The sequence below is a fragment of the Bacillus sp. N6 genome (assembly GCF_052805735.1).
Genome location: NZ_CM127843.1, coordinates 12,501 through 27,500, shown reverse-complemented (window position 1 = coordinate 27,500; position 15,000 = coordinate 12,501). Strand labels below are relative to the sequence as shown.

The window sequence follows — 15,000 nt, the reverse complement described above, 5'->3', positions numbered from 1 at the left end:
CGCACCACGTAACACATGATATACACCTTGATACTCTTTCATTTTTTCCATCGCGATTACATCTTTCGGTTCTTGCACGACACAAACAACTGATTGATCTCGATGCGAATCATTACAAATATAACAAGGATCACGATCAGTAATATGTCCACATACAGAACAATACGCTAAATCTCGCTTCGCATTTACAAGTGCTTTCGCAAAACCTAACACATCATCTTCTTTCATATCTAATACGAAAAATGCCAATCGAACCGCTGTTTTCGGTCCGATACCTGGCAACTTCATAAAACTATCGATTAGTTTTGATATTGGTTCTGGATAATGCATGTATCAATATCCTCCTAGAACATTCCACCTGGTAAGTTTAAGCCTTTTGTAAATTTACCCATCGTAGAGTTTGATAGCTCATCAGCCTTTTTAAGTGCATCATTTGTTGCAGCTAACACTAAGTCTTGTAACATTTCGATATCCTCTGGATCTACAACCTCTTCTTTAATCTTCACTTCAAGAATTTGCTTGTGACCATTTGCAATAACTGTAATCATTCCGCCGCCAGCTGTACCTTCAACTGTTTTTTCACCAAGCTCTTCTTGTGCTTTCGCCATGTCTTTTTGCATCTTTTGCATTTGTTTCATCATGTTATTCATATTTCCCATTCCGCCACGCATCATAATTAATTCCTCCTAATTATTATTACTCTTTTATTTCAATGAGTTCTTGTCCTACTAATTTCACTGCCTCTTCTATAAGAGGGTCTTCCTTTTTCTCCGGGCTTTCTTCAGACTCTCCACCTTCACGTTGTAAAAAGTCTTCACGGATTTTACCCCATTCACTTTTTGGAATGGCAATCATATTTAACCTTTTACTTAGCAATTCAAATAAAGCTTGTTCTACTGTATCCATAGCTTCTCGATTTTCGCTCGCCATCTTACAGTGAATCTCATATTGAAATGCTAAAACGTAAGTGTCATCTGAAGCTGCCACTGGTTCGCTATTTTCTAGTAGAACAGCAAACGCTACTTTGTTATATGATTTGAGTCTTCCTAACAACTCACCCCATACAGCTTTTAATTGTTCTAAATCTTGACGCTTCGCTTGTTTTAATACTTCATTTACACGCCCGACAGGAATCTTCATACTTCCTGTTCGTACGGGTTTTGGTGTTGCACGTGTCTCTCTTACTTCCTGTTGTACACCAGCTGGCACACCGTTCTTTTTGACTTGCTCTAACTCTTTCTCCAATTGCTGCATCCTGTTCATAATTGCTTGCAAACGATCAGTACCGTTTGCTTGCATCATAAACTGTTGACACAATTGCACCATAACAACTTCTAAGAAAATACGCGGATGATTTGTCCACTTCATTTCCTGTTGTCCCTTACTAAGGGTATGAATAATTTCATAGATCACTTCCGGTTGCATTTCTTCACTCAACTTACGGAATTGATCATCTACAATTACTCGTTCCAACATATGTTCTAGTTGCGGTGAAGTTTGATATAAAAGCATATCACGATAATAGTAAATGAAATCCTCCATAAAACGAACTGGATCCTTCCCTTTACTCATCATTTCATCTATGATCTGTAATGCTCTTGATACATCATTTTCACGTATGCATTCTACTAAATTGCCTAAGTATTGCTGAGAAACAGATCCTGTTACGGCCAATACATCTTCTGTCGTAACAATCTCATCACTATAAGATATAGCCTGATCAATAAGACTAAGCGCGTCACGCATACCACCTTCAGCAGCACGGGCAACAATTTGTAATGCTTCATCTTCCACTTGCGTACCTTCGTTTGTCACAACCGTTGATAATCTCTCAACAATATCATTCACTGATATTTTTCGGAATTCAAAACGCTGACAACGCGAAATAATTGTAGGCGGGATCTTATGAGGTTCTGTTGTCGCCAAAATAAAGATAACATGTCCTGGCGGCTCTTCTAAGGTTTTTAAAAGCGCATTGAATGCACCCATAGAAAGCATGTGAACTTCATCAATAATGTATACTTTATATTCTACAGCACTTGGAGCATATTTTACTTTATCTCTAATATCTCGAATTTCATCTACACCGTTATTTGAAGCCGCATCAATTTCTAATACATCTGAAATGGATCCTTGTGTAATTCCTAAACAAGAAGGACATTCATTACAAGGTTCAGCTACCGGAGCATGTTCACAGTTAATTGCTTTTGCAAATACTTTTGCAATTGTCGTTTTTCCTGTTCCCCTAGGACCAGAAAATAAATAAGCATGTGAAACTTTCTCTTGAAGAAGGGCATTTTGCAACGTTTTTGTCACGTGCTTTTGACCGACTACATCTTCGAACTTTTGCGGTCTCCATGTTCGGTATAACGCTTGGTATGACACGAAAATACGGCCTCCCTCAAAGGTTATTATCTCATTTATTATAACCCATTCTGTTTATAGATTCCAAAAGTTATTTTCTATACAAAAAACTCACCTTTGTATTAAGGTGAGTTTTGTATACATATATAACTGCCGTGCACCCTCCGTCGATTACGTACCATAAGCGTTACTCAAGCAGTTAGCTCGGTTCAGGCACTCCTGCGGCACACGAGAAGACCCGCTTATTGCTGCTTCCTTCCGGACCTGACAAGGTTCACGGGGTCCCGTTGCGCAGGACCCAAACGTCAACACCACTTACTTAAGGCAGACCTTACAGCAACATAACCTCGAGAGGGGATTCGGCCTCGCTAGAGCGGATTGCGAGTATAGGGCACCGCTACCTCCCCGCTTAGCACGGCAAAGTTAAAACCAATATTCGGTTGCCTTCATTAAAGGCATTATCAGTATAACTTGTTTCTTTATAAAATGCAAATACGTTAGTTCCCAGTATTTTTCTCTAATTTTTTTATCGCTTTTCTTTTTTTACGAAGCTCTCTAAAAAAGTTTGTTAACAACGTACCGCATTCTTCCTCTAATACACCAGATACTACTTCACATTGATGATTGAAGCGTTCATCTGTTAAAAGATTCATTAATGTCCCTGCACACCCGCCCTTCGGATCACTTGCACCATATACAACTCGCTTCACTCGTGATAAAACAATTCCACCCGCACACATTGGACAAGGTTCTAATGTTACATACAATGTTGCATCTTCTAAACGCCATGTCCCTAATTTTTTACACGCCTCATCTATTGCTAGCAACTCAGCATGAGCTATTGATCTTTGCTCAGTTTCCCTTAAATTATGGGCAACACTAATTACCTCACCATCTAACACTATAACTGCTCCAATTGGCACTTCCTGTATTTCCTCTGCCTTTTTGGCTTCTTCTATCGCTAATTGCATAAAATAAATATCTTGATCTTGTTCCATAACATAGTCCTTTCATTACAAATAAAGTACACTTATTTCCATTTACTACACAGGGGATAACTTTTACATATTCAATCCACCCTAAAAGAAAAAAGAGAGGGGATTACATATGAAAAATACCGCCTTGCTCATTATCGATATGATTAATGACTTTCAATTTTCCCACGGACCCATTCTAGCTCAAAAATGTGAGACTATCACAAACCCTATTTTACAATTAAAGAAAAAAATGAAATCCTTCGGCTATCCTATAATTTACGTTAATGACCATTATCAACTTTGGAGATCTGATATCGACCAACTTATTACTCATTGCACAAATAAATATAGCGAAAATATAATCCATAAGATTGCTCCAAGTTCTGATGATTACATTTTTATTAAACCACATTATTCCGCTTTTTATGAAACACCTTTAAATTCATTACTAGGTTATTTAAAAATAGAAAATCTAATATTAACAGGAGTTGCCGGAAATATATGTATCCTATTTACAGCTAATGATGCCCATATGAGAAATTATACATTGTATGTACCACAGGATTGTATCGCCTCTAACAACGACCAAGATAATATACATGCTTTAAAAATAATGGAAACTACATTGAAAGCAAATATAACATCGTCATCCAAAATAAAATTTAATTAATACATATATCTATTTTCTAACTTTTTATATCAAATTAACCCGCTCGCTTCCCTCTTGTGCTACAATAATTCTGTTTTGTGTTTTTAGTAGTCACGGTAAATCACTGATTGAAAGGAGGAAACAGCGTGACCGGAGTACCATTTATCACGGTTGAAGGACCAATTGGTGTTGGAAAAACTTCACTTGCGAAGGAAATTTCAACTCACATGCAACTCCACTTACTAAAAGAGATTGTTGATGAAAATCCCTTTTTAGGAAAGTTCTATGAAGACATCGACGAATGGAGTTTTCAAACAGAGATGTTCTTTCTTTGTAATAGATACAAACAATTAGAAGATATTAACATAAAGTATTTGAATCAAAGGAAACCAGTAGTAGCGGATTACCATATCTTTAAAAATTTAATTTTTGCATCCCGCACATTAAAAGACTCTCAATATGACAAGTACATGCAAATTTATCGTATCCTTACACAAGATATGCCTGTGCCAAACGTCATTGTTTATTTAACAGCTAGCCTAGAAACATTGCAAAAACGAATCGCCATGCGCGGAAGAGAATTTGAAAAAAACATGGATCCAAATTACTTACTACAGCTCACAAAAGATTATGAAACAGCAATGGATGCTTTTAAAAAAGATCATCCGGAAATACCAGTATTGAAATTTAATGGAGACGATATGGATTTTGTAAAAAATCCTGATGATTTAAACGTCATCCTATCTGCCCTTCAAAATACTCTCTGAAAGGAGTCGAAATAATAATGAATTTAAGGCAAAAATATGATATACCCAATGACGCAGTAATCACTATCGCCGGAACGGTAGGTGTGGGTAAATCAACTATGACAACTGCATTAGCTAATGCTTTAGGTTATCGCACATCATTTGAAAAAGTAGATTCCAATCCATACTTGGACAAGTTCTATGCGGACTTCACTCGCTGGAGCTTCCACCTACAAGTGTACTTTTTAGCAGAACGATTTAAGGAACAAAAAAGAATTTTTGAATACGGTGGCGGTTTTGTTCAAGATCGTTCTATTTACGAAGACACTGGAATTTTCGCAAAGATGCATCATGAAAAAGGTACGATGACGGAAACTGATTATGAAACATACAAAGGGTTATTTGACGCTATGGTCATGACTCCTTACTTCCCTCATCCAGACTTATTAATTTACTTAGAAGGTTCTTTCGATGATATTGTCGATCGTATTCAAGAACGCGGACGCCCAATGGAACAGCAAACGCCAATTGAGTACTGGAAAGAAATGCACGGACGTTATGAAAACTGGATTAACAACTTTAATTCATGCCCTGTATTACGCTTAAATATTAATGAGTACGATATTTTAAAAGATGGGGATTCAATCGAACCAATCATTAAAAAAATTGGCCATTTTTTAAAACAAACACGTAAACTTGTAAAATAAAAAACCCGTGCATATGCACGGGTTTTCCTATTAAATTACTTCTTCTTTGTTGGAGCAATAATTTCACTCTCAGGTTTTCCTGCGTTAATACGCTGACGAACAGTACTTGTACTAATATCGTATGCTTCAGCAATCTCTTTAACAGTCATTTCTTTCCCATTAATTACTGCCGTTAATACTTTACCTGTACGTTTTGGAGCCGCTTCTTTCTTTACAGCTGCTTTTTTAACTTGTTTTGGCACCTCTACTTTATTCGTAGCTGGTTTTACATCACAAGTACAACCACAAAGTTTACGGAATGTATCATCACTAATAATGCGTGATACGTTTGCACCACTGTTTAAAATTCTATTGTTCTTACAGACAGGACATTGTACATAATATAAAGTTTTTCCATCTAAAGGAAACGTTTGTATAATAAGATCCATGTTGACTCCTTTCATATCTATGAAGATAATCATCGGAATATGAGTGTGTAATAAGGACAAAATTACCTTACACCATACTTTATGATTGGTTTTAAAATAAAAACTCGTTACGTGTTGGTAACGAGTTCTCCAATCTCCACTTATATGCGCTGTTGTCAATTATATCTGGAGGAGGTAGAGGGATTCGAACCCCCGCGCGACTCTCGCCGCCTGTCGGTTTTCAAGACCGATCCCTTCAGCCAGACTTGGGTATACCTCCATATTGACATCAAATATAATATCAAAAGAAAAACAGTTAGTCAACCCTACTAAAATAAATTATGAGGAAAGGAAAATTTTACTTTCCCCTTCCTACATTACAGTACTGACAACGCTCATAATTACCAATCACTCATACCGATGAATGTTTAAATTTACTTAATAACTGTTTTTCCTCCCATATAAGGGCGAAGAACTTCTGGAATTATAATTGTACCATCTTCTTGTTGGTAGTTCTCTAAAATAGCTGCAACCGTACGTCCAATTGCAAGACCAGATCCATTTAATGTATGGACATGTTCTGGTTTTCCATTTGGCTCACGGCGGAAACGGATATTTGCACGTCTCGCTTGGAAAGCTTCAAAATTACTACAAGAAGAAATTTCACGATATGTGCCATAGCTTGGAATCCATACTTCAATATCGTATTTCTTCGCTGCTGTAAATCCTAAATCGCCTGTGCACATGCTCATAACGCGATATGGCAACTCTAATAATTGTAACACGCGTTCTGCATCATTTGTTAATTTTTCTAACTCTTCATAAGAATCTTCTGGTTTTACGAACTTCACAAGCTCTACTTTATTGAACTGATGCTGGCGAATTAAACCGCGTGTATCGCGACCAGCTGAACCTGCTTCAGAGCGGAAGCAAGAGCTAAATGCAGCATATCTTATAGGCAATTGCTCTTTATTTAAAATCTCATCACGATGCATATTCGTTACAGGTACTTCAGCTGTTGGAATTAAGAAATAATCTTCACTTTCAATACGGAATGCATCTTCTTCAAACTTTGGAAGTTGTCCTGTTCCTGTCATACTTGCACGGTTTACCATATATGGAGGTAATACTTCTTCATATCCATGCTCATCAGTATGAAGATCAAGCATAAAGCTAATTAAAGCACGCTCTAATCTTGCACCAGCACCTTTGTAAAATACGAAGCGGCTTCCTGTTACTTTCCCAGCGCGTTCAAAATCTAAAATTCCTAAATCAGTAGCAAGATCCCAATGTGGTTTTGGTTCAAAAGTAAATTCTTTTACTTCTCCCCAAGTACGCGCTACTACATTATCATCCTCTGTTTCACCGACTGGAGCAGACTCATGAGGGATATTTGGAATAGATAACATTAATCTTTCTAAGTCTTCTTCAACTGTGCGAAGTTCGTTATCAAAATCCTTTACTTTTTCTCCAACCTCACGCATTTCTAAAATTAGAGCTTCTGCATCTTTCTTTTCGCGCTTTAATACAGAGATTTGTTGAGACACTTCATTACGTTTACTTTTTAATTCTTCTGTCTGAACAAGTAGTTCTCTTCTTCTCGTATCAAGTTCTTCAAAACGTCCGAAATCAGTTAGATCTTCACCTCTATGCTGTAATTTCGCTTTTACTTCTTCAAAGTTTGTACGTAAAAATTTAATATCAAGCATTATATACTCCTCCTTTTATTTTATAAAACACAAAAAACTCCCGTCCCTATATAAAGGGACGGGAGTTAACCCGCGTTGCCACCCTAGTTGAAAGCATTACCGCTTTCCTCTCAAGTAGAAATAACGGCTCTTCACCGGGAATGCTTACTAATCCAAAAGATGTTCCACATTCCATTCCAGGATGGATTCACAAACTGTTTCTATCGATTTCCACCAACCATCGACTCTCTATAAGAAACAACATTTGTTACTATTTCCTATCAACACGCTTATTTTATAAAATTGTTACCATCAATTTACTATAATCTTATACAAGTTGCAAGTTACTTATACAACTTTTTTCATTTTCGCTTCTTTTACCATTTCAACAAAGTATGCTGTTACACGATGATCATCTGTTAATTCTGGATGGAATGAAGCAGCTAAAAACTGATCTTGTCTTACCGCTACCATTCGGTCACCATGCTTAGAAAGCACTTCAACATTATCAGCTACTTCTACAACATACGGCGCACGGATAAATACACCAACGAAGTCTTCACCCACGCCTTCAATTGAAAGCGCAGCTTCAAAACTATCCTTTTGGCGTCCGAACGCATTGCGCTCAACTGTAATATCCATAGCACCAATATGTGCTTCTTCATAGCCAATAAGTGTTTTCGCAAGAAGAATCATCCCTGCACATGTACCAAACATTGGTTTACCAGACTTTGCAAATGTGCGAAGTGGTTCCATGAAAGCGTACTTATCAATAAGACGGCGCATTGTTGTACTTTCACCGCCTGGTAAAATAAGACCATCAATCTCTTCAAGTTGCTCTATACGCTTTACAACAACAGCTTCTGCACCACTTGCTTCAACTGATTTTACATGTTCACGAACTGCACCTTGAAGACCTAGTACACCGATTTTCACCATTTTAAAGTTCTCCTTTAATTACCATCCACGCTCTTGCATGCGTTGTTCTGGTAATAACGTTGAAATTTCGATACCCTTCATTGCATTACCTAATCCTTTAGAAAGACTTGCAATTAGTTCGTAATCTTCATAATGAGTCGTTGCTTCAACAATTGCACGTGCAAATCTCTCTGGGTTTTCTGATTTGAAGATACCAGATCCAACAAATACCCCATCAGCACCAAGTTGCATCATTAATGCAGCATCTGCTGGCGTTGCTATACCACCTGCCGCAAAGTTTACAACTGGTAAGCGACCAAGACGTTTAATTTCAAGTAATACTTCGTAAGGAGCACCAGTATTTTTTGCATATGTCATTAACTCATCTTCACGTAGACTCGCAACTTGACGGATTTCTGCATTGACTTGGCGCATATGACGCACTGCCTCTACAATGTTTCCTGTTCCTGGTTCACCTTTTGTACGAAGCATAGATGCACCTTCTGCAATACGACGTGCAGCTTCTCCGATATCACGGCAACCACATACAAATGGAACTGTGTAATCACGTTTATTTAAATGGTATACTTCATCAGCAGGAGTTAATACTTCACTCTCATCGATATAGTCTACCCCTAATGATTCTAATACACGTGCTTCTACAAGGTGACCGATACGGCATTTTGCCATAACCGGAATTGACACTGCACCCATAACTTCTTCAACGATTGTTGGGTCTGCCATACGAGAAACGCCACCTGCTGCACGAATGTCTGCTGGTACACGCTCTAATGCCATAACGGCAACTGCGCCTGCCTCTTCTGCAATTTTTGCTTGTTCAGCGTTAATTACGTCCATAATAACGCCGCCTTTTTGCATTTCTGCCATTCCACGTTTTACACGCTCTGTCCCTGTTACATTTGTCATGTACAAAAACCCCCCTAGGTGAATTGCTTTCCCCCGTTAAAGGCGAAAATTAAGAATACTCTTACATTCTACCACTAACTATCAGATGCTTGTCTACTACTTTTTCATAAAGTCGGTATGAAAAATAGGAATAAAAAAAAAGCCCCTACCATGAGGAGCTTCTAAAACCAACCTTTTACTGTATCAACAGCACTATTCCACATACCACTAAAGAATGAACCAATTCCGCGCATAGCACGAGTAAACCAGTTTGCTTCTTCTACTTCAGATGTTGTTACAAGATCCACTTGCAACGACTTACCAGTTAAAAATCCAGGGTCGTTTGTATCTTTTGGCGTAATTACCATTTGACCAAGCGCAGCTCCCTTTTTAATAGGTGCTTCTTGTCCCTTACTTGATTCTTTTAATTCTGTTTTATAAACATCTTTACTTCCTTTTGGCACTGGAAGTGAAATAGCTTGTTTCGTTTGAACTGCTACATCTTTATCTTTCGCATTTTCTACTCTTACTGTTTCTTGTCCTTTTACTGAAGAACCTTTTTTATACATTTGTTTCACTTCAAAGTTAGCAAATCCATAATCATATAGCTTCTTTGTTTCATCAAAACGTGCTGTATGAGAACTTGTTTTAATAACTACAGAAATAAAACGCATACCGTTTCTTTCAACCGTACCAGTGAAGCAATCTCCTGCTTCTGGAGTTGAGCCTGTTTTCAGACCATCTACGCCATCATATTCTTTAACTAAGCCCTTTAACATCCAGTTCCAGTTTGACATTGCAAACTTCTCTTTTTCTGGACGGAATTCTTTTTTAGGAATTTTTGCTGTATCTAACACTTTTGGATAATCTTTAATTAAATGTTGTGCTAAAGTTGCAACATCCTTTGCAGACATTTTATTTTCTTCATCTGCTGTTGTTCCTTCAGGGTGCATTCCCTTTAAATCTTTATTCGTTAAACCTGTAGAATTGACAAATTTATAATTTTTCAACCCTAGTTCTTTCGATTTATCATTCATCATTTTTACGAAATCTACTTCTTTACCTGCAATTGCTTCTGCTAATGCAATTGTTGCACCATTTGCAGAAAAGATTGCCATTGCCTCATATAACTCTTTTACTGTATAAGAGCCACCATTTTCTAATGCAACATTTGATAATGAAGCATCTTGTGAAACCTTATATGCATATTCAGAAACCTTAATTTTCTGGTCCCACTTAAGTTTTCCTTTATCCACTGCTTCGTGAACTAAATATTCACTCATCATCTTTGTCATACTAGCAATGGATAATAATTCATCTGCATTCTTTTGATATAAAATTTTCCCAGAATTCGCTTCTACTAAAATTGCCGCGCCTGCTTCAATGTTTAAAGCGGCTCCTGTTTCAGCTGATGCATTGCTATATGGCATAAAAATGCTACAAGCTAGTGTAAGCACTGTTACCAAAGCAATGAATCTTTTGCAAAACATACCTTTCACTTTTGCTACCCCCAATATCTATGTACTCACATAACCGTTATTCTAACATAATCAAAAAAAAATAGACAGAGATATCAAATCTCTGTCTATTTGTATATAAGACATTATAATGAGTAGTTTGGAGCCTCTTTTGTAATTTGTACGTGATGAGGATGACTTTCACGTAAGCCTGCACCTGACATACGAATGAATTGTGCATTTTCGCGTAAGAATTCTAAATCCTGTGCTCCGCAATATCCCATACCTGCACGTAAGCCACCAACTAATTGGTGAACCGTATCTGCTAAAGGTCCTTTATATGGTACTCGTCCTTCAATACCTTCTGGAACAAGTTTTTTATTTCCTTCTTGGAAGTAACGATCTTTACTTCCTTTTTCCATCGCACCGACAGAACCCATACCACGATACACTTTAAATTGACGACCTTGGTAAATTTCAGTTTCTCCAGGACTTTCGGCAACACCAGCAAACATACTACCTAGCATAACAACATGTGCTCCTGCTGCTAAAGCTTTAACCATATCACCAGAGTACTTAACACCGCCATCAGCAATAACTGGAATACCGTGTTTACGAGCTTCGGTTGCACAATCATAAACTGCTGTTAATTGTGGTACACCAACACCAGCTACAACACGTGTTGTACAAATAGAACCTGGTCCAATACCAACTTTAACTACGTTTGCACCAGCTTCAATTAATGCTTTCGTTGCTTCAGCTGTAGCAACATTTCCAGCGATAATATTTAATGATGGATATTTAGCACGAACTTCTTTTACCTTATCAATAACGCCTTTAGAATGCCCATGAGCTGTATCAAGTACAATTGCATCTACACTAGCTTTTACTAATGCATCGATACGAAGCATAGCATCAGCTGTTACACCAACTGCCGCTCCAACTAATAAGCGTCCTTGCTTATCTTTAGCAGAGTTTGGGAATTCAATTACTTTTTCAATATCTTTTATTGTAATCAGCCCTTGTAATACACCGTTATTATCAACAAGAGGGAGTTTTTCAATTTTATACTTTTGTAGGATCTTTTCAGCTTCTTCCAGTGTAGTACCAACTGGAGCTGTAATTAATTGTTCTTTTGTCATTACGTCAGAAATTTTGATTGAGTAGTCTTGGATGAAGCGCATATCACGGTTTGTAATAATACCAACTAATTTTCGCTCATCTAAATTATTTACAACCGGTACACCTGAGATACGATATTTTCCCATAAGATGTTCTGCATCATATACTTGATGTTCTGGAGTTAAGAAGAAAGGATCTGAAATAACGCCGCTTTCAGAGCGCTTTACTTTATCAACTTGCTCTGCTTGTTGCTCAATAGACATATTCTTATGAATAATTCCTAAACCACCTTGGCGAGCCATTGCAATAGCCATGTCAGCTTCTGTTACTGTATCCATTCCTGCACTAATTAACGGGATGTTTAGCTGTAAGCTTTCAGATAAAACTGTTTTAACACTTACTTCTCTTGGTAATATATCTGACCTAGCTGGTACAAGTAATACATCATCAAAAGTCAAACCTTCTTTAACAAATTTAGATTCCCACATAATTGTTCCCCCTATGATACCAGAAATTATTATTAGTAGCTTATCAATTGGTTAAAATACTGTCAAGGACGTATATATATGTTAGAATTTTTAGACAATAAAAGGAGCGTAATATATGCATCAAACATCTTGCACTTGGCAGCAGTTAAGTTTCTTTTTTTCATCTCAAAACGTACAACGTTATCTTGCCCGTTGTTATGAAAAATCCTCTATTCAGGATGCCGAAAAAAAAAGTTTTGAAAATTGTTATCCCTTTATTTATTACTTAGAACACGGGAAAAATTATTATGAATTATATAAGACAGCTCCATTTTCCATTCAACCAATGTTGTTATTTTATGGAATTAGCCAACTTTTTAAAGCATGTCTACTAACCATTGATCCTAACTATCCTGAATCCACTACTGTTTTAGCTCATGGCGTTACAACTCGCAAACGAAAAAAACAAGGGTATCAATTTTTAGAAGATGAGGTGAAGGTACAAAAAAACGGATTGTTTACTCATGTTGCAGAACAACTGTTTCACATGAAACACTTAGAAGCAGAAAAATTTAACATGTTAGAACTAATGGGAAATATTCCAGAATTACAAAATTTGTTCCGCTATAGTCAAAAAGGATCAACTTTATATAAAATCGATTCAACAATTAAAAATGAGCTGTCCTTTTCAGGAGACCTACTAGATCGATTACATATGACTAAAGAGAGATTTTCTCGCTACATTGAAACATCTTGTAAGCATTTATCAATGCAACATGTACCTGAGAAAACTAATGAATCGAATTTACTTTTTACGGCGCCAATTCAATCATGGAATCCTATGTACAGTACTCCTTTATACTATGAATACCTTACTAATACTTATTATTTACCACTTACAACTGATCCTAGAAATCCTAAACCAGTATTACCTGAACTCCTCGTTCATTATTTATTGCTCTATAATTTAAGCATGATTTCTAGATATGAAACAGATTGGTGGTATGACTTACTTGGAAGCTATGGCTCTGAAGATTATCCATTTATTTATCAATTTCTTAATATTTCTGCTCAAAAAATCCCTTACTATATTTCATCATTTTTACTAACAGAACCTAACCTATTTCATGGGAAATAAAAAAAACACAAGTCAAAAGACTTGTGTTTTTAGTTGCTTGGCGACGTCCTACTCTCACAGGGACAAGGTCCCAACTACCATCGGCGCTAGAGAGCTTAACTTCCGTGTTCGGTATGGGAACGGGTGTGACCTCTCTGCCATCATCACCAAACTATGAAGGCATATTCCTTCAAAACTAGATAACATTTGCTACATATTATATGGTTAAGTCCTCGATCTATTAGTATTCGTCAGCTCCACATGTCACCATGCTTCCACCTCGAACCTATCAACCTGATCATCTTTCAGGGATCTTACTAGCTTACGCTATGGGAAATCTCATCTTGAGGGGGGCTTCATGCTTAGATGCTTTCAGCACTTATCCCTTCCGCACATAGCTACCCAGCTATGCCCTTGGCAGAACAACTGGTACACCAGCGGTGCGTCCATCCCGGTCCTCTCGTACTAAGGACAGCTCCTCTCAAATTTCCTACGCCCACGACGGATAGGGACCGAACTGTCTCACGACGTTCTGAACCCAGCTCGCGTACCGCTTTAATGGGCGAACAGCCCAACCCTTGGGACCGACTACAGCCCCAGGATGCGATGAGCCGACATCGAGGTGCCAAACCTCCCCGTCGATGTGGACTCTTGGGGGAGATAAGCCTGTTATCCCCGGGGTAGCTTTTATCCGTTGAGCGATGGCCCTTCCATGCGGAACCACCGGATCACTAAGCCCGACTTTCGTCCCTGCTCGACTTGTAGGTCTCGCAGTCAAGCTCCCTTATGCCTTTGCACTCTACGAATGATTTCCAACCATTCTGAGGGAACCTTTGGGCGCCTCCGTTACACTTTAGGAGGCGACCGCCCCAGTCAAACTGCCCACCTGACACTGTCTCCCGGGTCGATAAGACCCGTAGGTTAGAATTTCAATACAGTCAGGGCGGTATCCCACCAGCGCCTCCACCGAAGCTAGCGCTCCGGTTTCAATGGCTCCCGCCTATCCTGTACAAACTGTACCAAAATTCAATATCAGGCTACAGTAAAGCTCCACGGGGTCTTTCCGTCCTGTCGCGGGTAACCTGCATCTTCACAGGTACTATAATTTCACCGAGTCTCTGGTTGAGACAGTGCCCAAATCGTTACACCTTTCGTGCGGGTCGGAACTTACCCGACAAGGAATTTCGCTACCTTAGGACCGTTATAGTTACGGCCGCCGTTTACTGGGGCTTCAGTTCAGAGCTTCGCTTACGCTAACCCCTCTCCTTAACCTTCCAGCACCGGGCAGGTGTCACCCCCTATACTTCGCCTTACGGCTTCGCAGAGAGCTGTGTTTTTGCTAAACAGTCGCTTGGGCCTATTCACTGCGGCTTTCCGTTAAGAAAGCACCCCTTCTCCCGAAGTTACGGGGTCATTTTGCCGAGTTCCTTAACCAGAGTTCTCTCGCACACCTTAGGATTCTCTCCTCGCCTACC

Annotated in this window: 14 protein-coding genes, 1 tRNA gene, 2 rRNA genes, 1 other RNA gene and 1 other annotated feature (2 of these 19 running past the window's edge); of the genes, 4 read left to right on the top strand and 14 right to left on the bottom strand. The window is 38.4% G+C overall.

The features are described from left to right. The 5 genes from recR to tadA all read right to left on the bottom strand — a co-directional run. Positions 1-330, bottom strand: the 5' portion of a protein-coding gene (gene recR, locus ACUXVC_RS00135) for a recombination protein RecR (protein WP_000559169.1). The gene continues 267 nt to the left of window position 1, outside the view; 330 of the gene's 597 nt are visible here — the first part of the coding sequence; the start codon lies at positions 328-330; its stop codon lies beyond the left edge, outside the window. 14 nt (positions 331-344) lie between these two features. Next, positions 345-671: a YbaB/EbfC family nucleoid-associated protein gene (locus ACUXVC_RS00130; RefSeq protein ID WP_014894853.1), complete on the bottom strand. Its 327-nt coding sequence runs from the start codon at positions 669-671 to the stop codon at positions 345-347. A 25-nt stretch (positions 672-696) separates the two neighbouring features. Next, complete coding sequence (gene dnaX / locus ACUXVC_RS00125; RefSeq protein WP_000121561.1) at positions 697-2,385, bottom strand: DNA polymerase III subunit gamma/tau; 1,689 nt, start codon at positions 2,383-2,385, stop codon at positions 697-699. Between the two features lie 132 nt (positions 2,386-2,517). Beyond that, positions 2,518-2,782: signal recognition particle sRNA large type (gene ffs, locus ACUXVC_RS00120), an RNA gene on the bottom strand. A 79-nt stretch (positions 2,783-2,861) separates the two neighbouring features. Further along, entirely contained in the window at positions 2,862-3,362 is a 501-nt protein-coding gene (gene tadA / locus ACUXVC_RS00115; RefSeq protein ID WP_000434330.1) for a tRNA adenosine(34) deaminase TadA, read from the bottom strand. Positions 3,363-3,471: 109 nt separating this feature from the next. On the opposite strand from tadA, the gene ACUXVC_RS00110 reads away from it, so the two are divergent. The 3 genes from ACUXVC_RS00110 to ACUXVC_RS00100 all read left to right on the top strand — a co-directional run bounded on the left by ACUXVC_RS00110 (position 3,472) and on the right by ACUXVC_RS00100 (position 5,443). Then, the gene (locus ACUXVC_RS00110) at positions 3,472-4,011 is read left to right on the top strand and encodes an isochorismatase family cysteine hydrolase (protein ID WP_053563255.1); all 540 of its coding nucleotides are present in this window, start codon (positions 3,472-3,474) and stop codon (positions 4,009-4,011) included. A gap of 125 nt (positions 4,012-4,136) precedes the next feature. After that, positions 4,137-4,757, top strand: a complete 621-nt coding sequence (locus tag ACUXVC_RS00105; RefSeq protein WP_144465883.1) for a deoxynucleoside kinase — start codon at positions 4,137-4,139, stop codon at positions 4,755-4,757. A 17-nt stretch (positions 4,758-4,774) separates the two neighbouring features. Next, the gene (locus ACUXVC_RS00100; protein WP_001053585.1) at positions 4,775-5,443 is read left to right on the top strand and encodes a deoxynucleoside kinase; all 669 of its coding nucleotides are present in this window, start codon (positions 4,775-4,777) and stop codon (positions 5,441-5,443) included. 35 nt (positions 5,444-5,478) lie between these two features. Here ACUXVC_RS00100 and ACUXVC_RS00095 read toward each other — a convergent pair whose 3' ends face one another. The 7 genes from ACUXVC_RS00095 to guaB form a co-directional block, all read right to left on the bottom strand. Further along, positions 5,479-5,871, bottom strand: a complete 393-nt coding sequence (locus tag ACUXVC_RS00095) for a DUF3797 domain-containing protein (protein ID WP_000364192.1) — start codon at positions 5,869-5,871, stop codon at positions 5,479-5,481. 166 nt (positions 5,872-6,037) lie between these two features. Then, positions 6,038-6,130 (bottom strand) — tRNA-Ser (locus ACUXVC_RS00090). A 154-nt stretch (positions 6,131-6,284) separates the two neighbouring features. Beyond that, positions 6,285-7,559, bottom strand: coding sequence for a serine--tRNA ligase (gene serS, locus ACUXVC_RS00085; protein ID WP_000884174.1), 1,275 nt, complete (start codon positions 7,557-7,559; stop codon positions 6,285-6,287). A 51-nt stretch (positions 7,560-7,610) separates the two neighbouring features. Then, positions 7,611-7,832, bottom strand: a binding site (T-box leader). 54 nt (positions 7,833-7,886) lie between these two features. Then, on the bottom strand, positions 7,887-8,477 hold the full coding sequence (gene pdxT, locus ACUXVC_RS00080) for a pyridoxal 5'-phosphate synthase glutaminase subunit PdxT (protein ID WP_000238785.1): 591 nt from the start codon (positions 8,475-8,477) through the stop codon (positions 7,887-7,889). Between the two features lie 18 nt (positions 8,478-8,495). After that, a complete protein-coding gene (gene pdxS, locus ACUXVC_RS00075) occupies positions 8,496-9,383 on the bottom strand; it encodes a pyridoxal 5'-phosphate synthase lyase subunit PdxS (RefSeq protein WP_000186154.1) in 888 nt (295 codons plus the stop codon). Positions 9,384-9,544: 161 nt separating this feature from the next. Next, complete coding sequence (gene dacA, locus ACUXVC_RS00070; RefSeq protein WP_125653127.1) at positions 9,545-10,852, bottom strand: D-alanyl-D-alanine carboxypeptidase DacA; 1,308 nt, start codon at positions 10,850-10,852, stop codon at positions 9,545-9,547. Positions 10,853-10,965: 113 nt separating this feature from the next. Continuing rightward, the gene (guaB, locus tag ACUXVC_RS00065) at positions 10,966-12,429 is read right to left on the bottom strand and encodes an IMP dehydrogenase (protein WP_000264089.1); all 1,464 of its coding nucleotides are present in this window, start codon (positions 12,427-12,429) and stop codon (positions 10,966-10,968) included. Between the two features lie 115 nt (positions 12,430-12,544). Between guaB and ACUXVC_RS00060 the strand changes: the two genes are divergently transcribed. After that, positions 12,545-13,546, top strand: a complete 1,002-nt coding sequence (locus ACUXVC_RS00060) for a YaaC family protein (RefSeq protein ID WP_000554285.1) — start codon at positions 12,545-12,547, stop codon at positions 13,544-13,546. A gap of 35 nt (positions 13,547-13,581) precedes the next feature. Here the strand turns inward: ACUXVC_RS00060 and rrf are convergent. Continuing rightward, positions 13,582-13,697 (bottom strand): 5S ribosomal RNA (gene rrf / locus ACUXVC_RS00055). A 49-nt stretch (positions 13,698-13,746) separates the two neighbouring features. Continuing rightward, positions 13,747-15,000: ribosomal RNA gene (locus tag ACUXVC_RS00050) — 23S ribosomal RNA — on the bottom strand (it continues 1,668 nt past the right edge of the window).